This is a genomic window from Phaeodactylibacter xiamenensis (assembly GCF_965229835.1).
Taxonomy (GTDB): domain Bacteria; phylum Bacteroidota; class Bacteroidia; order Chitinophagales; family Saprospiraceae; genus Phaeodactylibacter; species Phaeodactylibacter xiamenensis.
Genome location: NZ_OZ245931.1, coordinates 4,325,353 through 4,346,911, shown reverse-complemented (window position 1 = coordinate 4,346,911; position 21,559 = coordinate 4,325,353). Strand labels below are relative to the sequence as shown.

Sequence of the window (21,559 nt, the reverse complement as noted above, 5' to 3'; positions counted from 1 at the left end):
TATCTGATAGACGTGTCACAATGGCAAAATGCTGCCTGGTTTCCAGCATTTAACAGTTCTGCCGGCAGGATAATTCCAAAAAAAAGAATCAAAAACTTGACTGGAGTTACCCAAATAGGTAAATTTGTCAAAAATTACCCAAACAGGTAACCTGATATGGAACCCACTGCTGAGGAAAAAATACTGGACGCCGCCCGTGAAGTCTTTATGACCAAAGGCTTCGCTGCAGCCCGTATGCAGGAGATTGCCGACCGGGCGGAGATCAACAAGGGGCTGCTGCATTACTACTACCGCAGCAAGAACAAACTCTTCCGGGCAGTCTTCGATGAGGCTTTCGCCAAATTCTCGGCAGGTATCAATCAGGTGTTTGAAGCCGACATCCCCCTGTTTGATAAGATCGAACAGTTCGTGGACCGCTACATCAGCCTGCTCATGCGGAATCCGGCTATGCCGGCCTTCGTCATAAGCGAGCTCAACCAAAAGGGCGAAGCCTTTGCGCAGGAATTGCTGAGCCGGCAGACCCGCCCCAACCCCCTGCCATTAGTCATGCAGATTCAGCAGGAAGTAGCTGCGGGTAACATCAAGCCGGTCAATCCTGTTGGACTCGTGCTCAACATGCTGTCCCTATGCGTTTTCCCCTTCCTCGCCCGCCCTATGTTTCAGGGCATGATGCAGGTGAGCCACAAGATGTACGATGAGCTCATGGAGCAGCGCAAGCAGGAGGTGGCGGAATTTGTCATCAGCGCCATACGCAAGGCGTAATTTTTTTTGGACTCAGTTTACCCAAATGGTTAAATTTTAAAAATATGAGATACCTGCCTTTTTTATGCTTGCTTCTGGCCTTGCCGGCCCGGGCTCAGGAGCCCATCCAGCTTGAGCAAGCCTACAGCATGGCTGAACAAGCCCACCCACTCTCGCAACAGGCCGGATTGCTGCGCTCGGCAAGCACACTGCGGCAAGAGCAAATCGATAAGGCGCGCCTGCCGCAGATCAGCTGGAATGCGCAGGCGAGTCTGCAGAGCGAGGTGGTGGAATTCCCCTTTGAGCTGCCCATTCCGGGCGGCGCGGGCCTTGACCTGCCGCTCTATCGGTTTCAGACCACAGCCGATGCACAGTACAGTCTCTACGATGGCGGGCGCATTGAGGCCAAACTGGAAGCAGAAGCAGCGCAGCTGGCTGTATCGGAAGCGCAGTTGGAAGTAGAGCTCGAACCGCTCAAAGCTCAGGTCAATCAATACGTCTTTGGCATACTGCTGCAGCGGGAGCGGATGCACATTCTGGAAAGCGGGCTGGAACAGCTGCAGGGCCGGATCTCACAGGTAGAAGCCGGCGTGGAGTATGGTATCCTGCTGCCGGGTGAGCTCAGTCGTTTGCAGGCAGAACAACTCCGGCTGCAGTCGGAAATTATCCAGGTCAAAAGCAAGAGGGACGCACTGAGGGGAGGGCTCGCGGTACTCCTCGGGCAGGACGTTCCGGAAGGTGTGGAATTTGAACTGCCTGCCCCCGCTGCCGAAATGCTGCCGTCTGATTTGCAACGTCCGGAACTAAAGCTGTTCGAGCAGCAACAGCAGCAGCTCATGGCGGGCTTATTGGGCATAGAAGCCGATCAGCGGCCTACTGTTGGGGCTTTCCTGCAGGCGGGCTTTGGCGCGCCCAATCCGCTCAACTTTTTCGACAACAGCCTGAGCCCCTTCGCCATGGGCGGCGTCCGCTTTTCCTGGAACTTTGTAGACTGGGGAAAGGCCGACCGCAGCCGGCAATTGCTGAGCCTGCAGCGGGAGATGATTGGTCAGCGGCAGGCGGCTTTCACCACACAAATTGAGCGGCAGGAAGTGCAAATCCGTACAGAAATGGCTGCAATTGACCCACTCATAGCGCAAGGCCAGGACATCATACAGCTTCAGGAAGAAGTGCTGCAGCAAATCGACGCGCAGCTCCGTGAAGGCACCGCTGTAGCCGCCGATTACATCACCCAATCGGCAGCCGTACGGCAGGCGCAACTACAGGTGGAGCAGTACCGCCTCCAAAAGCAGCAACTGTACATCCAATTACTCACCCTCAAAGGAATACTCTGAATATGAATACCAAAATAATCATCTACCTGCTGGCCCTCCTGCCCCTGGCCGCCTGTCAGGACAACGAGGCCACCTCCGACGCCTACGGCAAGTTCGAAGCCCGTGAAGTCATCATTTCGGCGGAAGCCAGCGGCAAGCTTATCCAATTCGATGTGGAAGAAGGGCAGCAGCTCAAAGCCGGTGAGCTTGTGGGCTTAATTGACACCACCTTGTTGCACCTGCAGCGCGAACAGCTCCGGGCAAAAATCCGCGCTGTGACCGGCAAAACGCAGGATGCAGAGCCTCAGGTGCGCGTACTGCAGGAGCGCAGGCAAAACCTCCTCCGGGAAGAGCGCCGGCTCAAGGCGCTCATCGCTGACAAGGCGGCGCCCGCTAAGCAACTCGATGACCTGCAGGGGCAGCTCGAAGTGATTGATAAGGAAATTGATGCCATCCGCGCCCAAAGCCAAACGGCCAACCGGGGTATTTTGTCCGAAATTGCTCCCATCGAGGCGCAGATTGAGGTGGTGGAAGAACAAATCCGCCGCAGCTACATCTACAATCCCGTATCAGGCACCGTCCTGCTGCAGCTGGCGGAGCCCTACGAGATGACTGCCGCCGGCAAGCCTCTCTACACCATCGCGCCCCTGGAAGAACTGGAACTGCGCGCCTACGTCAGCGGTGCCCAATTGCCGGAGCTGAAACTGGGGCAGGAAGTCAACGTCCTTGTTGATCAGGATGCGGAAAGCAACCGCAGCCTCTCGGGTACTATCAGTTGGATTGCCGATGAAGCGGAATTCACGCCTAAAACCGTGCAGACCAAAGAAGAGCGGGTCAACCTCGTTTACGCCTTTAAGGTGAAAGTGAAAAATGATGGCCGCCTGAAGATGGGTATGCCGGGAGAAGTGGTTTTCCAAAACAGCCAACAGTAACGCCTGACCAAACCACTAGACAAACTGGATTTCATGAGTAAAAGGGATTGATTTTTGCGGGCTGCAGTTCCCGCCTTTAGGGGGCTAGGGGGCGTGCGGAGGCTGAAAAAATCAATCCCTTTTGAAAAATGTCTAGTAGTGTAACGCCTGACTTGACAAGTTTCCCCAGCCCCCCAAAGCCCTTGTCAAGTCTTAAAAAAACAACCATCATGATCCAAACCCAAAATCTCCGCAAGTCCTACGGCACCACCCCTGCCCTGCGCGGCATCAACCTGCAGGTACAGCCCGGTGAGCTCTTCGGGCTCATTGGGCCGGACGGGGCGGGCAAGACCACGCTCATCCGCATCCTGGCTACGCTCTTGCTGGCAGATGAGGGCAGCGCGCAGCTTGATCACAAAGATGTGGTCGCAGACTACCGCGCCATCCGCCGGAGCATCGGGTATATGCCGGGCCGCTTCTCCCTCTATCAGGACCTGACGGTAGAAGAGAACCTGACCTTCTTTGCGACCATCTTCGGCACTACGATCGAGGAAAACTACGAGCTCATCCGGGATATTTACGTGCAGTTGGAGCCCTTTAAAGACCGGCGGGCGGGCAAGCTGTCCGGAGGCATGAAGCAAAAGCTCGCCCTATGCTGTGCGCTGATCCACAAGCCTACGGTGCTCCTGCTCGATGAGCCCACCACCGGCGTCGACCCCGTCTCCCGTCAGGAATTCTGGGAAATGCTGCAGCGGCTCAAGGCCAAAAACATCACCATCCTCGTCTCCACGCCCTACATGGACGAAGCGAGCCTGTGCGACCGCGTAGCGCTCATGCAGGATGGTGCCATTCTGCAGGTAGATGAGCCAGATAGTATTGTCAACAGCTACGACAAACCGTTGCTGGCCGTCAAAACAGCGAATATTTACCAACTCATTCAGGACCTGCGGCAGTTCGAACCTGCTCATACCGTATTCCCCTTCGGCGAGTACGTGCATCTTAGCCTGAAGTCGGTGGTTTGGCCTGAGCTGATCCACGGCTACCTGCTGGACAGGGGGCATGCGGATATCGAAATTAAGCAGGCTATGCCCACTATCGAAGATATTTTCATGGAAAAAAGCCAGGTATGAACCACGCCATCACTGCCAACAATCTAACCAAGCGATTCGGTGACTTCACTGCTGTGGACGCCATCTCTTTCGAAGTGGATAAAGGAGAAATCTTCGGCTTTCTCGGAGCCAATGGAGCGGGCAAGACTACGGCCATGCGCATGCTCACCGGGCTGTCACGCCCTACGGAAGGTGAGGCAATGGTAGCCGGCTACGATGTCTACCGCGAGCCTGAGCAGATCAAGCGCCGCATTGGCTACATGAGCCAGAAATTTTCACTCTACGAAGACCTGAAGGTGCGGGAGAACATCCGCTTCTACGGCGGTATCTACGGGCTGCCCCGCAAGCAGGTGCGGCAGGAAGCCGACCGGCTGATCGAAGAGCTTGGCATGTCGGAATTTGCGAATAGCCTGGTGTCCGGTATTCCGCTGGGGTGGCGGCAAAAGCTGGCCTTTTCCATTGCCATCCTGCACCGGCCCGCTATCGTCTTTCTGGATGAGCCCACTGGTGGCGTAGACCCGGTGACACGGCGGCAGTTCTGGGAGATGATCTACAAAACGGCGAATGAGGGCACTACCGTCTTCGTCACTACCCACTACATGGATGAGGCGGAGTACTGCAACCGGGTGTCCATTATGGTGGAAGGGCGGATTGCGGCACTTGACACCCCGCAGGCGATGAAGGCTTCCTTCGGCGTGGAGACGATGAATGAGGTGTTTTTACGGCTGACGCGGCCGGGGGGGTGAAACACATAGGCACATAGGGGCATATAGTGAGTGTGCAGTGTTGGGTTGAAACACATAGGCATATAGGGGCGCGGGATGTGGGGAAATAGATAGGAGGAAGTGTAGATACAGTGGGGAGGGAGTAGCGAACATGGGTATACAAAGCAGCGAGTAAAAGACTATGTGTCCTATGTGCCTATGTGTTTAGGCAACCCGGGCAAAAAGAGCTATGTGCCTATGTGTTTAAAAAGGAAACAAGACTACAAATTTTTTAAAATCAACCCAATGGGTACGAACAAAAAGCTGTCCATCTTCATCCGCAAGGAGTTTTACCACATCCTGCGGGACCGGCGGACCCTGCTCATTCTGCTGGGCATGCCGGCGGTGCTCGTGCTGCTCTTTGGCTTTGCCATCAGCAACGAGATTAAAAATGCGGATATCGGCGTGCTCGACTATGCGCAAAATGACCAAAGCCAGCGCCTCACGCAGCGCCTGAGTGCCTCCGAATACTTCACCCTGGCTTTACCCCTGCACAGCACACAGGAAATAGAGGAGGCCTTCCGGGCGGGCAGTATCAAAATGGCAGTGGTCCTGCCGCCTGAATTTGGGGAGGAAACCGCCCGGGGCCTTCCGGGGAGCCTACAGCTCATTGCCGATGGCACAGACCCTAATACCGCTACGACTTTATCCAACTACGCCTCGGCTATCATCGGCGATTTTTTGCAGGAGCAACGCCCCCTGCAGCAGCCGTCTATGGCCATACAGACCGAAGTGCGCATGCTGTACAACGCCGGGCTCAAGAGCGTATTTATGTTCGTGCCCGGCGTAATGACGGTCATCCTCATGCTGGTCTCCGCTATGATGACTTCCATCGCTATTACCCGCGAAAAAGAGGTGGGGACGATGGAAGTATTGCTCGCCTCGCCCCTGCCGCCCCCGCTCATTGTAATCGGTAAGGTCATCCCATATATCTTGCTTGCACTGGCCAATACCGCAGTGATTCTACTGCTGGGAACGGAAGTCTTCGGCATGCCGATACGGGGCAGTTATGCCCTGCTCTGGCTGGAGTGCTTTTTGTTTGTGCTCACGGCCCTGTCGCTCGGTATCCTCATTTCCACCCGCACCGACAGTCAGCAGGTGGCTATGCTCTTTAGCCTGATGGTGCTGATGCTGCCGACGATTTTGCTGTCCGGTTTCATCTTCCCGATTGAGTCGATGCCGTTCCCGCTGCAGATGGTCAGCAATATCATCCCCGCCAAGTGGTTCATCATCATTCTGAAGGATGTGATGCTCAAAGGCGGTGGGATGGAGCTCGTATGGCAGGAGACGCTTATCCTGCTGGGCATGACTGTATTTTTCATTGCGCTGAGCGTGCGCAGCTTTAACATCCGACTCGCATGAAAACCGTACCCTACATCGTACAGAAAGAATTCCGGCAGATTTTTCGCCATCGGGTGATGCTGCCGCTGATTTTCCTCATGCCAGTCATACAGCTGCTGGTGCTGGCCTTTGCTGCCGACTACGAGGTGGATAACGTCAAGCTGCACATCGTGGACCTGGACCACTCGCAGGCGTCCCGGCAGCTCGTAGGGCAATTTGAGGCTTCTGAGCACTTCATACTTACGGGCACTTCCGCTTCGGGCAAGACCGCTTTGAATGAGATACAGAAGGGCGATGCCGATCTCTATCTGGAAATCCCCCCTGACTTTCAGCGGCAGCTGCTGCGCGACGGCAGGAGTCAGCTGCAGGTGGCAGTAGATGCCATCAACGGGGTGAAAGCGGGTCTGTCTTCGGCTTACGCCAATGCGATTATCCGGGACTTCAACGCGGCCTTTCGGCAAAATTACGGGGGTGGCATTGCACAGCCCGCTGCTCTGCAAATTGAAACTGCTAACTGGTTTAACCCGGAGCAAAACTACCAGACCTTCATGGTGCCCGGTATTCTGGTAATCCTCGTAACACTTGTGGGCATGTTCCTGGCGGGCATGAACATCGTGAAGGAAAAGGAGATCGGTACTATTGAGCAGATCAACGTGAGCCCTATCCGCAAGCACGAGTTCATCATCGGTAAGCTACTGCCATTTTGGATCATTGCGTTGGTGGAGCTGGCGATCGGGCTGGTGGTGGGCAAGCTGGTCTTCCACATCCCCTTCGTGGGCAGCCTGTGGCTGATCTTTGGCTTTGCCGGCTTGTACCTGCTCGTCGTCCTCGGCTTCGGGCTGCTCATCAGCACCGTGACGGAGACGCAGCAACAAGCCATGTTTATCGCCTGGTTCTTCCTTATCATCTTCATCTTGATGAGCGGCCTGTTTACGCCCATTGAGAGCATGCCGCCCTGGGCGCAGGACATTACCCGCTTTAACCCGGTGGCCTACTTCGTGGATGTGATGCGGCTGGTGCTGCTGAAGGGGAGTGATGTCTGGGATATCCGTCAGCATATCGTGGTGATGGGCGGCTACGCGCTGGCGGTGAATGGGTTGGCGGTGTTGAATTACCGGAAGGTGGGGTGATTGCTACGAAGTTCCAGCCTGCCACTTGCAACATCTCGTCTAGTTTAGTATTTTTATAATTATGAGCACAGAAGTCAGCATATCCACCTCGCTTACCGAACGCTTAGAGCTAGGGCCGGAAGCACTACGGTTTCCGGCTACCTTTGAGGAGTTTGTGGGGCTGTTGGAAAAGGCAGAGTACCCGGTAGAGTACGAGCGTGGAGAAATTATTATCATGAGTATCGCAACGGATGAACACGAGCGCATTGTCGCCAATCTGCTGGGTGCCCTGTACGTAGAGCTTAGAGACAAGCCAGGCTACGGGCGATATGGCAGCAACCGTCACATCTATATCCCGGAATTGCAGAAAGCCTATGCCCCCGATGCCTCCGTGGTGCGAGGACAACCCTCATCTTATGAGTACGCCAAAGGAAAAAATGCTTACACCAACCCCTGGCTAGTAGCAGAAGTCATATTGCCTTCCAGCCGCAACCGCGACTTCGGCGAAAAGCTACAAGGCTATAAGTCCATACCCGGCTTGGACCATATCCTGTACATTGAGCAGGCACAGCCTTTTGTCACCCTGTTCGAGCGTATCCCCGATACCTACCGCTGGAAAAGCACGGACTACGACGATGGGGAGCAGCTGCTGGAGATGGGGGTAGTGCGGTTTAGGGTGGGGGATTTGTATGTGCAGGTTTGAACAGCTCACCAGGTAGGTCCTTTTATTCGTGAGTCGCTTTGACCGTCTTTCCCGGCTGCATTCCTCCTATCAGCATTTTCTGCAAAAACAAGCCTACCACCCCTCCTTTTCCGCCTGCAAGACCACTTTCGTATCACCGCCCAAATGGACAAAAGCGATAATCGAGCAATCGTCTGCTTTGTATTTTTCCTTAAGGGTAATGGCAAAAGACTGCTGCACAAAACTGCCGGCAGTGACCTCATCCTGAATTAGATTGCCCGCCGCACTGGTGAGCACATCCCTGAAAACATGCTTGTGCACGTAATTGGGGTCAGGCTCTGAGCTTTCCGGGGTAAGCTGAAGGTCGACCACATTATTTTCCAGGAGCATTACGGTCAGGAAAACCGACTCCTCGACGCTAAGGTCGTCCATCATCTGCAGGGTAACGCAGGTTTCCAGTTCACGGGTAGCTTCGTCGTAGTTATTTTTGATGTCGATCAGGACGCGCGGGTCTTCCTGCAACTCCTGTTCGATAGCGCCCGGCCAGCCATTACGAGGCAACTGCAGGTTGAAACCACCGGGAAATTTCTTGCGGTTGACCACTGCGGTAGGGTAGCCCAGGGGCTCTCCTACGAAGCTTAGGATTTCTTCCCCCTTGGCCGTACGCAAAGTATCGAAACTCTCCGGATAAGGCGGTGCAAAAGAACCGGCATGAATAGATACTGCAACTAATTGGTCGCCGTGCTGTCCGATAAGCTCCTCAAGAGCGGCACTACCGGCCGGGCAGTTCACGCAGCGGACGCCGGTGAATTCCTCAACCAGTACCTGACGCTGCTGATCAGTGATCGGTGCAGGTTCATCACAAATGCTTTCGACCTGCATGACCGGAGTGATAACCGGAGGGATTTCTTCACAGCCAAATGAAAGAACGACGATTGCGAGTAGGGTACTTAATCTTTTCATGTCTTCAATTTTTAAAAACTGGAATTAACCGTAAAACGCACGCCACTGAAAGCTGGTTCAAGGCGGCAAATCCCACCAGTACAAACCACGCCTTCCACCTGCTTGATGTAACTCAGGGAGAAGCGGTTAGCTCCGTGCGTATAAAATACATCAAAACGGGGATAATGCAAAGCTGCTTTCTCCCCACTGTCGTCAATTGGCGAAGCTTTGCCTGGATCAATGTTGTACATATCAGAAACCGTGAAGGTCCAGCTGGGGGCAATACTAAACTCCACCAGCCCAAAGAGCCAGCTACCGTAGTCATGCCCCTCTCCTTTGTCGTCCTTACCGGCAATCATGTACTGCCCTTCAAAACGGATAGACTTACGGCGGGAAAACTTGTAGAGAATATCGAAGTAAGGCGTGACCGTTTCCACGATCGGCGCATCTGGCTTGAATTCGAAGACTTCCTGATTGTACCGCTGTATTTGCAGCCCGGCCAGGAATTGCCAGGTGCGCTTATACTTGTAAGTAAGCTCCGTGTACAGCTCCCGGTACAGGAGGTTGTTGTCGAGGTCTGTAATATTGGAGACGTTGACGTTGACTCCAAACTTACGCTTATAATTGTAGCGTATATCTGCCTGCACTGCCATCTCACCCAAAAATTGGGTAGCTGCGTTATAGCGGGCTGTCATCCGGTAGGTATTGACCCGGGCCATAGGCGGGAGAAAATTCACCAGTCCCCGGTTGAGTTGTTCCTGCGGGCGTACCCGGAAGTCAAAGTTCTCCGTACGCTTGCCCTCCACGGAAATGCCCAGGCCGCTTTTGGCGTAGCTCAGGCTGCTGTAGAATACCGTGCCCGGCGCTTTGTACAACTTATCGCCTACCACCACGCTGGAGTCTGAAAGCACAAACTCCCCGAAGGGGTCGCTCAGGTTGTCATCTGTCTTGTACGCTGCCTCTACATACCAGGTCCAGGGACCGGCAGAGAGTGTATTGTATGCCGAAAAGGCATAGGTGTTGTACACGGGCACAAAAGCATCTTCAGCAGTGTAAGTATTGACCGTAGCCACGATGGAATTCATGGAGGGGTCGTCGAGGGTGCGGTTCACCACGCCCAGGCCGGGTGCCATTGCCCAAAATCTGCCTTCTTCCCCAAAGCTCAGATAGCCATCGATGGCGCCGCCTTTAATCACTGGCTCGTATATATCGAATTGCTGCTTTTGCCTTCCGGTGAAGCCTTTGATCTGCCAGTTTTCACCGAGGTCATAAGCCAGGCGGGCACCGTATAGGGCGTTGTCAATCAGCAAAGGGCGCTGCTCAAATGCCCGGAAGATGATCCCACTGCCGATTTGATCGTAGAGGTAGCCCACTGAGATATCGAATTTGTCCACTTTCTTATGCACATACCACCGGCCAATCCCCTCTCCGGTGAAAGACCCGGTAGGGTTGAGCAGGTTGGAATTATTGAAGAGGTCGAAGCGCAGCCCAAAGTCGAAGCCCCAGTTATTATAAGAAAGGTTGAGCCATGCATCAGCGCCGTACAGTTGGCGGTCGTACTGCGGGGTATTGGCCGCTCCGATAAGGCTGTCGCGGATGAAGAAGTTGCCGTTGGCTTCAAGGTTGCCGGAAAGCGTCCCTCCATTATTATTCTGGCTAAAGCTAATGACTGTCCCGAAGACGAGCAGTGCGCCAGCGGTGAGTGTTTTTCGAAAAATCTGCAATAGGTCCATTCGTTTCGTTGTGTACTGAGGGGTGTGTATTCCTAAAGTTGCGTTAAGGTTGGCCTTTGGGTATACCAGATGGTGGCCATTTGGTAGTTTTACGTCTGGATGATACCAACCGTTTCCTAAAATTGGCAGCAAAAATCCTGCGAATTGCCGGTATAATGAAATTTTATGCAAAAAAAGTCATTCGACTAACAAATTGGAAGCTTCTGAGGAGCTACTCTCCTCAATTCGGAAGTTTTATCTTTGTCCACCAATATCGAAAAATATCAACTCCATGAAAAAAGCCTTATTACTGACCATCGCCGCTTTATTTACTTTCAGCCTGGCTACCTTCGCACAGGAAGGCAAGAGCATACCTTCCGTTGAAGTGAAGACCCTCGACGGGCAAACGCTGGATATCAGGCAGTATGCTGAAGACGGCAAAATTACCATCCTGAGCTTTTGGGCTACCTGGTGCTCCCCCTGCAAAAAGGAGCTTGATGCCATCGCTGATCTCTACGGCTTTTGGCAGGAAGAATACGATGCCGAGCTTGTCGCTATCACTATCGACACACAGCGTGCCCTGGCAAAAGTGAAACCTATGGTGGAATCCAAAGGCTGGACTTACACCATACTTTCGGACCCCAATCAGCAACTGCGCAATGCGCTGAACTTCCAGACGATCCCGCAGACCTTTGTGCTCGACAAGGAAGGCAACATCGTCTATAACCATAACGGCTATGTGCCGGGCGATGAGTACGAACTGGAAGACAAGCTAAAAGAACTGACAGGCAAGTAATTACTGCTCCAACCTGAAGCGGATGTACTTGATGGTCTTCTGAGCCGCCAGGTGCATCCGCTCATAGTAGGTTTTGATTTCCAGCTCCGGCATAGGAAGTTCTTCGAGGCTGTAGATGTCGTCGCTGTGGTAGAGGACCTGAGCACCCTCGTATTCCTGCAGGGTTTCCAGCGTGAACTCGTACAGATTTGGCTCATCGGTTTTGAGGTGGATGAGCCCGTCTTTACGCAGTAATTTTTTGTAGGTATCCAGAAACCTCGGTGCCGTCAGCCGGCGGTTGGCTTTACTCTTCTGTAGGAAAGGGTCAGGGAAGGTGATCCAGATTTCGCTGATTTCACCGGGTTCAAAAAACAAGTGCAGCTGCTCAATCCGGGTGCGGAGAAAAGCAACATTATCGAGCTCTTCCTCTAAAGCGATGCCCGCACCTTTCCAAATTCTGGCCCCTTTGATATCCACCCCGATAAAATTGCGGTTGGGGCTAATGCGGCCCATGCCCAGGGTGTACTCCCCACGCCCGCAGGCCAGCTCCACCACGATGGGGTTGTCATTGTGGAAATGCTTTGTACACCACTCCCCCTTCAGGCTAACCGGTGCCCCGTTCAGGCCATGCAGTTGTGGCTCCTTCGGGTTGAAGTTTTCGTATACATTCGGGAAGGTCAGCAGCTCCGTAAATTTCTGGAGCTTATTTCTTTTGCTCATGCTTGAGGTGGTGTTGTCGCTTATTGCGGCAAAGATACGAAATCCGTCAAGGCAATAGCAAACGGTCTAATTCAAAATGATAGGCTTGGAATGCCGATAAGTTGTGGTGCCCGGCGCCCTGTATGATTAGAAAATCTGAAGGAGAACGGAGCAGCGGCTTTAGTTCGAGGGGCAGCCGAAGTGGAATGAGCCGGTCATGGGTCCCTGCAAGTATATGAATTGGGCACCTTGCTTTTGAGAGGTGACGGAAGGTTGGAAAGTGGTGGCGGAAAATGCCTCCTGGCAGTGGCAACATCACCTGATGCTGAATGACATTCGGCAAAACATCATAGGGCGTTTCCAAAATAAGCGATTTCGGGGTATGCCGGGAAGCCAGATAAGCCGCCACGCCACTGCCAAGAGACCGTCCATACAATACGACTTCCTCCAGCGTGTGATGTCGCAACAGCCATTGCAGCGCCGCCTCTCCATCCTGATAAAGCCCGGCTTCTGATGGCTTTCCGGTACTCTTGCCGTACCCCCGGTAGTCAATCATCAGGACATCATAGCCCCGGCTGGTAAAGGGGTGGTGCAGGTGCCCCCACCGGCTGAGGTTGCCCCGGTTGCCGTGGAAGTAGAGTACCGCGCCCTGCGGGTCTCCCTGAGCCCGAAAAAACAGACCGTTAACGGTCTCTCCATCGGCGGTGGGTATGCGGAGTTCCTCATAACTGCCGTCAAAAGTATAGCGGTAATCCAAAGGCAGGGAGTGAGCCTGATAGATAAACCGTTCCTGCCCAATCCATACCAGGAGTACAACAATTAGGTAAAGCGCAAGGCCCGCGGCAAAAATCACCGCCCCCGCCTTAATCCACTCCGCCATACCTGCTGTATTTTGGGAAGAATCCCGTTTTACGAAACATATTGCTAAATTTCAGTATTTTCATGGGTAGGGCTTGTCACAACCCTTTCCAACCGGAGACCAAACAAGATTTAAAGCTATGAAAAAAATAATCAGCCTGCTGCTCTTCCTGACCACCGGAGCGGCCCTTTATGCACAAACGGTTACCTTGTCGGAGCCTATCGTGCTGCGCAATGATATTGCCTATCATCTTTTGGGAGAAATGGGCAGCCATACCCTGCTTTTTCGTGACCGTAGTACCACCTTTGAGGTGGTTGGCCTCAACAAAGCCATGAAGGAGTCCTGGACCAAAGAGCTGGAGTTGGACCGCCGCCTGCCCAAAGTAATTGATATTTTGCCCGATGATGGGCACTTCAACTTGTTCTACCAGTTTAAAGACCGTACACATACCAAACTGAAAGCCCACCGGTATGGCCCGGGCGCCAACCTTTTGGATTCTATTACTATCGTAGACCTTGGCTACCTTTTTTATACCCCAAAGTTCATACCGGTTTATTCGGAGGACAAGAGCAAGACGCTCTTCTTTTTTACCGAAAAACAGGATATGATGCGTGCAGTTTGCTTTGATAACAACCGGTTGGAGTTGCTCTGGCAAACGGTGGTTACGCCCCAGGATTTTAACTTCTACCAGAATTTCCTGGAGGTCCTGGTCGATAACGATGGCGACATGACCATTGTGGCTGAGCGCGATAACTACCGCACCAAAAGGGAAGACCACCATTTTGAATTTTACCACTACGATGGCAGGACCGACCGCCTGACCCGGTTTGACCTGACCATGCCGGAGAAGCTGACCTTCGATGTCATTTTCTCTATTGATCCGCTCAACAAAAGAATCGTAGGGGCAGGGCTTTATTCTGAGAAAAACCTCGGGCGCTCCGACGGGTTTTTCTATCTGAACATCAACCCTGACCGGCCTGAAGATTTTGTGAAGGCCAGCCATCCCTTTACGGAGGAGTTTATCGTGAGCCTCCTTGGCAAAGAAGCAGATAAAACCAAAGGTGTACCGGAGGGCCTGCTGCGTGATGTTGTACTGCGTAAAGACGGGGGCGTGCTCCTTATTGGAGAGCTTAGCCGGACCTTTGAGCGTAATGGAGCTAACATGACCCGGAACTTCTATGATGGTACTGGCCGGTTTTCAGTAGACTATTACTATGATGAAATATTTGTGCTGTCCATTCATCCGGATGGAGATTTGCACTGGTCAACGGTGATGCACAAAAAGCAATACTCGCAGGATGATGATGGGATTTACTCCTCCTTCTTCGTTTTCAAGACCGCTAGCAGCCTGCGGTTTTTATTCAATGACGAAATAAAGTACGAGAACACAGTAAGCGAATATGTGCTACGCGGCAACGGCCGTTTTGACCGCAACAGCCTCATGAGCACAGAAAACCTTAAATTGCGGCTCCGGTTCCGCGACGCCATGCAAGTCGATGCCAATACCCTCCTGATCCCGAGCGAGCGCCGCAACCGGTTGAAAATTGCCCGCCTGGAATACAACTGACCGGACGGATAACCAAATCATACCTATGAATCAAGCCCAGCTTCAGCAGATGGCACAGGCCGTACTGGACCAAAACTGGCACGGTCAATTTACTAAACCTGCCCCCAGCCTCTACCCGCACCAATGGAACTGGGATGCCGGTTTTATTGCCATTGGTAACGCCCATCACAACTTCGGCCGGGCAATGGCTGAAATGCGCCACCTTTTTAGCGCCCAGTGGAAGAATGGGCTCGTCCCGCAGATCGTTTTTGGCGATGATCCCGAGGCACGGTACTTCCCCGGGCCTGACTTTTGGCAGGCCAGCCGGTCGGCTCAGGCGCCGGAGCAAATTCAAACTTCGGGTATCACTATGCCTCCGGTACATGGGTTTGTGCTTTGGAGGATGTACGAAGTGGCTGCCGATAAGGCACAGGCTAAAGCGTTTCTTAAGGAAATGTACCCCAAGGTGCTCGCACTCCACCGCTACCTTTACGACTACCGCGATCCGGAGGAGGAAGGCCTGGTCTACATCCGCCATCCCTGGGAAGGGGGTACCGACAACAGCCCGATCTGGGACCGTACCTTGTCACGTATGCAGATTGACCGTGATCAACTGCCTGCCTACGAGCGCAAAGATCTCCAAAACCCCAAAGCTGCTGAGCACCGCCCTACTCAGGAGGATTACGACCGCTATGTCTACCTCGTTGATCTCTTCCGGCAGCACGACTACGATGACCAGAAAATCTACGAAGAATGCCCGTTCCTCATACAGGACCCGCTGTTCAACGGTATCCTCTCCTGGTCCAATGAAGCGCTCATTCAGATTGGCAGCCTCATTGGCGAGGATATTACGGAACCCATGCAGTGGCACGAGCTCACCGTCTGGTCAATGAACGAAAAACTCTGGGACGAAGACCGGGGTATTTACAACGCCTTTGACCTGCGCGCCGGTGAAATCATACCCGTCCATACGTCCTCCGGCCTCATCCCGCTATGCGGCGAGGTACCTACACAGGAACAGGCCGAGGCCATGTTGCGCACCCTGGAAAGCCCCGCTTTTGGCGGGAAAGACTCCGGGATTCTGCTCTGTCCCACCTACAGCCTGCAGGCCAAAGACATTAACTACAAAAAATACTGGCGCGGCCCGGTGTGGATCAACCTCAACTGGCTGCTCTACCACGGCCTGATGCGGTACGATATGACCGAAATGGCGGATCGTATCCGGAAGCATAGCCTGGAGTTACTCTCCAGGCACGGGTTTTATGAATACTTCGACCCCCGTCGGCCTGCAGAAGGAGAAATCGGCTGCGGTACCGATCAGTTTTCATGGTCGGCCGCCCTGTGTCTCGACTTTTTGCAGGGTGAAATGTCCGGGTAAAATCCATCCCAATCCTTACTTCGTACACTTTATTGCTAATTCATCTGCTCAGGAGGCTGTTTATCGAAAAAAGCGTGCCCCTGTGCAGCTATTGTCAGATATTTGTCTCCATTACACTGAAAGGTGGATTGAACAGATTTAATTTTTTGGTTTACACTCCTATAGTTTTGAACACCCGGCTGTGCAAGCAGCGCCATACAACTGCGACACCATGAAAGCTTTATTATCACTCACCCTATTACTTTTTTCCATCACCCTTTTTGCCCAGGAGGGCAGCATCAAAGGCCAACTGCAGGATGAATCCGGGGAGCCGGTCTCCTTTGCAAATGTAGTCCTTCACAATCCGGCTGACACCACCATCCTCAAAGTGGAAGTCAGCGATGAATCCGGGGTATTCCGTTTTCAGAATATGCCATCGGGTACTTACCTCTTCAAAGCCTCCTATGTAGGCGCTGCCGATCTTTGGCTGCCGGAGGTCACCCTTGCCGCTGATGAGCAAAAGGACCTGGGTGCCCTGCAATTCGGCAGTACTTCCATCGAACTGGCCGGCGCTACCGTAACGGCACAGCGCGCTATGGTGGAAATCAAGCCTGACCGCACAGTTTTCAACGTACAAGGGACTATCAACAGCACGGGTTCTGATGGGCTCTCGCTACTGCGCAAAGCGCCTGGCGTGACCGTAGACAATAACGACAACATTAACGTACTCGGCCGTTCGGGCGTGCTCGTATATGTGGACGGCAAACGCCTGCCGCTCGGCGGGCAGGACCTCAGCAACTTCCTGCAAAACCTCCCGGCGGATCAGATAGACCGCATTGATATCATCACTAACCCGGGCGCAAAGTACGAGGCAGAGGGTAATGCAGGTATCATCGATATCCGTATGAAAAAGGATGATAGCATCGGTGCCAACGGCTCCCTGAACGGCACCTTTAGCCAAGGGCGGTTCAACCATTCCAACCTGAACGCCAGCGGCAATTTCCGCAACGGCAATATGAATATCTTCGGCGGGGGTGGCTACGGCGAAGGCGAGGGCTTCAATAAAATGAACTTTGTGAGCTTCCAAAACGGGCTGCGGCTTGATGAAATTAACAATCACCGCAACGAACGCGAGTTTTTCAACTACCGCCTTGGAGCCGACTTCTTCCTGTCTGATAAGCACACCATCGGCTTTTTGACGGATGGGCGGGGCTTCAACGGTCAGAATAATGCCTTCAACCGCATTGAAATTTTCAATCTGGCTTCCAGCAATACCCTGCCGGACAGCATCCTCGTAGCCCGCAATGCTTCCGAGGATACCCGTTCTCAAAATACCTTTAACCTCAATTACCGCTACGATGGCGGCAACGAGCGCACCCTGAATATTGATGCGGACTACGGCCGCTTCCGCAATGAGAGTGAGCGTTTTCAGCCTAACCTTTACTTTGATGCCAGCGAGGAGACCCTGCTCACGGAGATCATCAACAGCTTCGATACGCCCACCGATATTGACATCTACACTTTCAAGGTAGACTACGAGCAACCCCTTCTGGGAGGTAAGTTCAGCATAGGTACCAAGCTGAGCAAAGTGGTGTCCGACAATACCTTCCTCTTCTTTGATGTGAATGATGGCGTGCCGGTGCGCAACGACAACTCCTCTAACCGCTTCAAGTACGATGAAAATGTCTACGCGGGTTACCTGAACTTTGCCCGGCAGTTGGGAGAAAAGTGGAATGTCTCGGCTGGGGTACGCGCTGAGCAGACCGATGCCACAGGTGACCTGCAAGCTTTCAAAGATGAATTGCAGGAGCCACCGGTGGAGCTCAACTACCTCAACTGGTTCCCGAGCGCGGGCGTCACGTACCAGCTTTCGCAAAAAAACAGCCTGTCGCTCAACTACGGCCGCCGCATCAACCGGCCCGACTACAACGTGCTCAACCCGTTCAATAATCAGATCAGCCAGCTATCCTACGAGAAAGGCAACCCCTTCCTCCGCCCGGAGATCGTCAACAACCTGGAGCTGGGCTATACCCTGGCTTACCGCTACAACTTCAAAGTGGCCTACAGCAAAACCACCGACCAAATCACCCGGCTGATGGCACCGGATGAGAATGACCCGCGGGCAGGCTTCATCACCTGGGACAACCTGGCGAGTCAGACCATCATCAGTGCCAACATTAGCGCGCCGGTGCAAATCACGGAGAAGTGGAATGCTTACTTCAATGTTAGCGCTTCCCATCTCGATAATCAGGCGGACTATGGCAACGGAGCTGTCGTAGACCTACAAGCCTTCACCTATAATATCTTCCAGCAGCACACCATCACCCTGCCCTGGGGCTTTCAGGGGGAAATCTCGGGCTACTACAGCGGGCCCGGTGTGTGGGGCGGTGTTTTTGAGTACGAAAGCAATTGGAGCCTCAACCTGGGGCTGCAGCGCAAATTCCTGGATGACAAGCTCAATGTGCGGGTAAGCGGGCAGGACCTGTTCTATGAAACCGGCTGGGACGGAGAATCCAACTTCGCCGGGCTAATCTCACAGGGCAGCGGCCGCTGGGACAGCCGGCGTATCAGCGTCAGCATGAACTATCAGTTTGGTAACCAAAACATCAAATCGCGTAAGCGCAGGACCGGTCTGGAGGATGAAGCCGGACGCCTCGGCGGGAATTAAGACTATATTGGGATTTCACCCTTTGGGCTGCATTTGCCAAATTTTATCCTGCACTTCGTTGTTCTTCAGTCGCTTAGCTTTGGCTAGGCTCCTTCATCACGCCCCCGACGATGAATGTCGGGATCAAAGACTTGTTCAGAATAAAATTTGACGGAATTCGCTCCAAAAGCGAATTCCCAATATAGCCTAACCACCGGAAATCACGTTGGTAAGACCAAAATATTTGAAGGGAGTTGCGGATCGGACTGCAACTCCCTTCCTGTTTGTTTGATTCCTGCGGTTAAGCTTCTTATTTTTGCGCCGTCAAAAAATACCCTGAATGGAAAATACACTCAAGATTTACAACAGCCTTACCCGCGACAAGGAAGTGTTTACGCCCCTGAATGAAGGGCGCATCGGCATGTACGTATGCGGGCCTACCGTCTACAGCGATGTCCATTTGGGGAACTGCCGTACGTTCACCAGCTTCGATGTCATCTACCGTTATCTAATGTACCTGGGTTACAAGGTGCGCTATGTCCGCAACATCACCGATGTAGGCCACCTTGAAGGCGATAGCGATGAAATCGGTACCGAAGATAAAATCTCCAAGAAAGCGCGCCTGGAAGAACTGGAGCCCATGGAAATTGCTCAGAAGTACACCAACGGCTTCCACGAGATGATGCGCATCTTCAACACCCTGCCGCCAAGCATTGAACCACGGGCCACCGGGCATATCCCGGAGCAGATCAAGATGGTGCAGGACATCATCGATAATGGGTATGGATATGAATCCAATGGGTCCATCTACTTCGATACCTTGAAGTTCATCGAAGAGACCAAAGCCTACGGTAAATTGTCCGGCCGCAAGATTGAGGACCTAATGGCTGAGAGCCGCGACAACCTCAAAAATCAAAGCGAGAAGCGCCACCCGGCTGACTTCGCCATTTGGATGAAAGCAGCGCCTTCCCACCTGATGCGCTGGAGTTCCCCATGGTCGGTGGGCTTCCCGGGCTGGCACCTGGAATGCTCGGCCATGAGCACGAAGTACCTGGGCGAGACCTTCGATATCCACGGTGGCGGTAATGACCTCAAATTCCCTCACCACGAGAATGAGATTGCTCAGAATATGGGCTCCTGCAACTGCAGCGGCGCCCGCTACTGGATGCACGCCAATATGCTGCTGATGAACGGCCGCAAGATGTCCAAGAGTGATGGCAATACCATCACGCCCACGCAGCTTTTCACTGGCAACAGCCCACACATCAGCAAAGGGTACAGCCCAATGGTGGTGAAATTCTTTATGCTGCAGTCGCACTACCGCAGTACCCTTGACCTAACGGATGAGGCACTGCAAGCCGCCGAAAAAGGCTACAAGCGCCTGATGGAAGGGAATAAGCTGCTGCAGGGCATGAAGCATCCCGGCAACGGTAAGCCTGGTCCCCTCGACGAGGAGCTTAATAAGCTTATCGATCAGGTGCATGCAGAGATGAACGACGACTTCAATACACCAAAGGCCCTGGCGGTCTTATTTGAAATCGTGACCAAGGTCAACAGCCTCAACGCTGGCCACCTGCAACTGACGGACCTGACCGAGCTGACCCTCACCCGCCTGCAGGAGACCTTCCGCGGGTTTGTGGATGAGATATTTGCCCTCGAAGATGAAGGCTTAGCTGGCGAGAGCAATGGAGACAGCCCGATGGATGGCCTCATGGACCTGATCATCGATATCCGTGCCGAGGCGCGCGCCAACAAGGACTGGGGCACTTCTGATAAAATCCGCGATGTGCTACAGGAAGTGGGCATCGTGCTCAAGGATAGCAAGGAAGGGACGAGCTGGACGAAAGCGTAGCACTTTCAGCTTACTTTTACAACAACGGCCCTGCAGCTGATAAGCAACTGCAGGGCCGTTTAGTTTGATCAGGGTCAGGGTATGCCTTACTCCGGCACCTGATTCGGGTTCAGCAGATCGTAGAACTGATCGAGCTTTGGCAGGATGATAATGCGGGTACGGCGGTTCATGGCCCGGCCCTCCGCAGTGTCATTGGTCGCCAGTGCATTGAACTCACCCCGGCCAGCAGCGATTAAGCGGTTGGGGTCGATGCCGTGATTGGTCTGCAGCGCACGCACCACGGAGGTGGACCGCAGCACGCTCAGGTCCCAGTTGTCTTTGATACAGGCCGTGTTGATCGGCTGACTATCGGTGTAGCCTTCCACCATTACCTCCAGGTTGGGGCGGGACTTGATGATCTTAGCAATTTTGCCCAGCACTTCATTCGCCCGGTCGGTGATTTGAGCACTGCCGCTTTTGTAGAGCATTTTATCAGACAGGTTCACAAAGACGACGGTCTTGTCCACTTTTACTTCCACATCCTCGTCCTCAATGCCTTCGCTGAGTACGCCTTTGAGGTTGACCGCCAGAGCCAGGTTGATGGAGTCGGCGCGCGTTTTGGCAGCTTGCAGCATCTGAATGTACTTATCCTTGGTTTGCAGCTGCGACAAGGTCTCCTTGATGTTGTCACTGGCTGACTGGGAAAGCGTGGTCAGATCGTCCACTTGATTCAGCTGGGCATCGCGTTGCTGACGCAGATCCGCTACCAGGTCCTTTAGGTCGTTGACCTGTTCTTCCCGGAGCACCATATTACTCTCAGCGGCCTGCAGACGCGCTTTGAGGTTCGCTTTCTCCCGGTCACAGTCGGAAAGGCGTTTCATGTAGTCATTAAGGCTTTCGCCCAAACGGGCCACATCCTTATTTGCAATCTCCAGCTCGGACTGGAGGGCCATGTGCTCTTTTTTGCTTACGCAGGAGACTGCCAGGACAGCAAGCGTGAACAGTAAGGGCCAATAGATTTTGGGTTTGTGATTCATAGACGGAAAATTTTTGCTCTAAATTAAGGGATTAATCCGGTTTGTAACAATTTATACTGACGTTGAAGAGGTTTGGAGCTACTGATGCTATCGTTCGGGGCATGCCCAAACCTCTTCAAGTACAGCATATAATGACCTAACAGGTCTGCCCAAACCACTTTGCGTCATGTATAGACGCCCTTTC

Annotated in this window: 18 protein-coding genes; 13 read left to right on the top strand and 5 right to left on the bottom strand. The window is 53.3% G+C overall.

Annotated elements, in window-relative coordinates; genetic code table 11:
• Nucleotides 1–156 precede the first annotated feature (156 nt).
• The 8 genes from ACO08I_RS16560 to ACO08I_RS16525 all read left to right on the top strand — a co-directional run bounded on the left by ACO08I_RS16560 (nt 157) and on the right by ACO08I_RS16525 (nt 7,991).
• On the top strand, nt 157–762 hold the full coding sequence (locus tag ACO08I_RS16560; RefSeq protein WP_282784106.1) for a TetR/AcrR family transcriptional regulator: 606 nt from the start codon (nt 157–159) through the stop codon (nt 760–762).
• Nucleotides 763–806: 44 nt separating this feature from the next.
• A complete protein-coding gene (locus ACO08I_RS16555; protein ID WP_421946519.1) occupies nt 807–2,075 on the top strand; it encodes a TolC family protein in 1,269 nt (422 codons plus the stop codon).
• A gap of 2 nt (nt 2,076–2,077) precedes the next feature.
• Nucleotides 2,078–2,986, top strand: coding sequence for an HlyD family secretion protein (locus tag ACO08I_RS16550; protein WP_421946518.1), 909 nt, complete (start codon nt 2,078–2,080; stop codon nt 2,984–2,986).
• Between the two features lie 206 nt (nt 2,987–3,192).
• The gene (locus ACO08I_RS16545; protein WP_394333424.1) at nt 3,193–4,095 is read left to right on the top strand and encodes an ABC transporter ATP-binding protein; all 903 of its coding nucleotides are present in this window, start codon (nt 3,193–3,195) and stop codon (nt 4,093–4,095) included.
• Nucleotides 4,092–4,820, top strand: coding sequence for an ABC transporter ATP-binding protein (locus ACO08I_RS16540; protein WP_282784112.1), 729 nt, complete (start codon nt 4,092–4,094; stop codon nt 4,818–4,820). The genes ACO08I_RS16545 and ACO08I_RS16540 overlap by 4 nt, the downstream gene beginning before the upstream one ends.
• A gap of 264 nt (nt 4,821–5,084) precedes the next feature.
• Complete coding sequence (locus tag ACO08I_RS16535; RefSeq protein ID WP_282784114.1) at nt 5,085–6,200, top strand: ABC transporter permease; 1,116 nt, start codon at nt 5,085–5,087, stop codon at nt 6,198–6,200.
• Nucleotides 6,197–7,309 (top strand): ABC transporter permease, encoded by a 1,113-nt coding sequence (locus tag ACO08I_RS16530; protein ID WP_421946517.1) that lies wholly within the window; start codon nt 6,197–6,199, stop codon nt 7,307–7,309. The genes ACO08I_RS16535 and ACO08I_RS16530 overlap by 4 nt, the downstream gene beginning before the upstream one ends.
• A gap of 61 nt (nt 7,310–7,370) precedes the next feature.
• Complete coding sequence (locus ACO08I_RS16525; RefSeq protein WP_421946516.1) at nt 7,371–7,991, top strand: Uma2 family endonuclease; 621 nt, start codon at nt 7,371–7,373, stop codon at nt 7,989–7,991.
• A gap of 93 nt (nt 7,992–8,084) precedes the next feature.
• Here the strand turns inward: ACO08I_RS16525 and ACO08I_RS16520 are convergent, their stop codons facing one another.
• Together ACO08I_RS16520 and ACO08I_RS16515 are read right to left on the bottom strand one after the other, a co-directional pair.
• Nucleotides 8,085–8,933, bottom strand: coding sequence for an Omp28 family outer membrane lipoprotein (locus ACO08I_RS16520; RefSeq protein WP_044218348.1), 849 nt, complete (start codon nt 8,931–8,933; stop codon nt 8,085–8,087).
• 11 nt (nt 8,934–8,944) lie between these two features.
• On the bottom strand, nt 8,945–10,645 hold the full coding sequence (locus ACO08I_RS16515) for a DUF6029 family protein (RefSeq protein WP_044218345.1): 1,701 nt from the start codon (nt 10,643–10,645) through the stop codon (nt 8,945–8,947).
• A 271-nt stretch (nt 10,646–10,916) separates the two neighbouring features.
• On the opposite strand from ACO08I_RS16515, the gene ACO08I_RS16510 reads away from it, so the two are divergent.
• Nucleotides 10,917–11,420: a TlpA family protein disulfide reductase gene (locus tag ACO08I_RS16510; protein WP_421946515.1), complete on the top strand. Its 504-nt coding sequence runs from the start codon at nt 10,917–10,919 to the stop codon at nt 11,418–11,420.
• On the opposite strand, the gene trmB is transcribed toward ACO08I_RS16510, so the two are convergent.
• Entirely contained in the window at nt 11,421–12,119 is a 699-nt protein-coding gene (trmB, locus tag ACO08I_RS16505; RefSeq protein WP_282784123.1) for a tRNA (guanosine(46)-N7)-methyltransferase TrmB, read from the bottom strand.
• 46 nt (nt 12,120–12,165) lie between these two features.
• A complete protein-coding gene (locus tag ACO08I_RS16500) occupies nt 12,166–12,978 on the bottom strand; it encodes an alpha/beta hydrolase (protein ID WP_421946514.1) in 813 nt (270 codons plus the stop codon).
• Nucleotides 12,979–13,096: 118 nt separating this feature from the next.
• Between ACO08I_RS16500 and ACO08I_RS16495 the strand changes: the two genes are divergently transcribed.
• The 4 genes from ACO08I_RS16495 to cysS all read left to right on the top strand — a co-directional run bounded on the left by ACO08I_RS16495 (nt 13,097) and on the right by cysS (nt 20,359).
• Nucleotides 13,097–14,524 carry a hypothetical protein gene (locus ACO08I_RS16495; RefSeq protein ID WP_282784128.1) on the top strand — a complete coding sequence of 476 codons (1,428 nt, stop codon included), beginning with the start codon at nt 13,097–13,099 and terminating at the stop codon, nt 14,522–14,524.
• 25 nt (nt 14,525–14,549) lie between these two features.
• Nucleotides 14,550–15,881: an MGH1-like glycoside hydrolase domain-containing protein gene (locus ACO08I_RS16490; RefSeq protein WP_421946513.1), complete on the top strand. Its 1,332-nt coding sequence runs from the start codon at nt 14,550–14,552 to the stop codon at nt 15,879–15,881.
• Nucleotides 15,882–16,092: 211 nt separating this feature from the next.
• Complete coding sequence (locus ACO08I_RS16485) at nt 16,093–18,528, top strand: TonB-dependent receptor domain-containing protein (RefSeq protein WP_421946512.1); 2,436 nt, start codon at nt 16,093–16,095, stop codon at nt 18,526–18,528.
• 319 nt (nt 18,529–18,847) lie between these two features.
• Entirely contained in the window at nt 18,848–20,359 is a 1,512-nt protein-coding gene (gene cysS / locus ACO08I_RS16480) for a cysteine--tRNA ligase (RefSeq protein ID WP_282784134.1), read from the top strand.
• A gap of 86 nt (nt 20,360–20,445) precedes the next feature.
• On the opposite strand, the gene ACO08I_RS16475 is transcribed toward cysS, so the two are convergent.
• On the bottom strand, nt 20,446–21,375 hold the full coding sequence (locus ACO08I_RS16475; protein WP_282784136.1) for an OmpA family protein: 930 nt from the start codon (nt 21,373–21,375) through the stop codon (nt 20,446–20,448).
• Between the last annotated feature and the right edge of the window lie 184 nt (nt 21,376–21,559).

What these genes read in the sequence shown, in the direction of transcription:
- ACO08I_RS16560 (WP_282784106.1), top strand. Translation starts at nt 157, where the DNA reads ATGGAACCCACTGCTGAGGAAAAAATACTGGACGCCGCCCGTGAAGTC.
- ACO08I_RS16555 (WP_421946519.1), top strand. Translation starts at nt 807, where the DNA reads ATGAGATACCTGCCTTTTTTATGCTTGCTTCTGGCCTTGCCGGCCCGG.
- ACO08I_RS16550 (WP_421946518.1), top strand. Translation starts at nt 2,078, where the DNA reads ATGAATACCAAAATAATCATCTACCTGCTGGCCCTCCTGCCCCTGGCC.
- ACO08I_RS16540 (WP_282784112.1), top strand. Translation starts at nt 4,092, where the DNA reads ATGAACCACGCCATCACTGCCAACAATCTAACCAAGCGATTCGGTGAC.
- ACO08I_RS16535 (WP_282784114.1), top strand. Translation starts at nt 5,085, where the DNA reads ATGGGTACGAACAAAAAGCTGTCCATCTTCATCCGCAAGGAGTTTTAC.
- ACO08I_RS16530 (WP_421946517.1), top strand. Translation starts at nt 6,197, where the DNA reads ATGAAAACCGTACCCTACATCGTACAGAAAGAATTCCGGCAGATTTTT.
- ACO08I_RS16525 (WP_421946516.1), top strand. Translation starts at nt 7,371, where the DNA reads ATGAGCACAGAAGTCAGCATATCCACCTCGCTTACCGAACGCTTAGAG.
- ACO08I_RS16520 (WP_044218348.1), bottom strand. Translation starts at nt 8,933, where the DNA reads ATGAAAAGATTAAGTACCCTACTCGCAATCGTCGTTCTTTCATTTGGC.
- ACO08I_RS16515 (WP_044218345.1), bottom strand. Translation starts at nt 10,645, where the DNA reads ATGGACCTATTGCAGATTTTTCGAAAAACACTCACCGCTGGCGCACTG.
- ACO08I_RS16510 (WP_421946515.1), top strand. Translation starts at nt 10,917, where the DNA reads ATGAAAAAAGCCTTATTACTGACCATCGCCGCTTTATTTACTTTCAGC.
- trmB (WP_282784123.1), bottom strand. Translation starts at nt 12,119, where the DNA reads ATGAGCAAAAGAAATAAGCTCCAGAAATTTACGGAGCTGCTGACCTTC.
- ACO08I_RS16500 (WP_421946514.1), bottom strand. Translation starts at nt 12,978, where the DNA reads ATGGCGGAGTGGATTAAGGCGGGGGCGGTGATTTTTGCCGCGGGCCTT.
- ACO08I_RS16495 (WP_282784128.1), top strand. Translation starts at nt 13,097, where the DNA reads ATGAAAAAAATAATCAGCCTGCTGCTCTTCCTGACCACCGGAGCGGCC.
- ACO08I_RS16490 (WP_421946513.1), top strand. Translation starts at nt 14,550, where the DNA reads ATGAATCAAGCCCAGCTTCAGCAGATGGCACAGGCCGTACTGGACCAA.
- ACO08I_RS16485 (WP_421946512.1), top strand. Translation starts at nt 16,093, where the DNA reads ATGAAAGCTTTATTATCACTCACCCTATTACTTTTTTCCATCACCCTT.
- cysS (WP_282784134.1), top strand. Translation starts at nt 18,848, where the DNA reads ATGGAAAATACACTCAAGATTTACAACAGCCTTACCCGCGACAAGGAA.
- ACO08I_RS16475 (WP_282784136.1), bottom strand. Translation starts at nt 21,375, where the DNA reads ATGAATCACAAACCCAAAATCTATTGGCCCTTACTGTTCACGCTTGCT.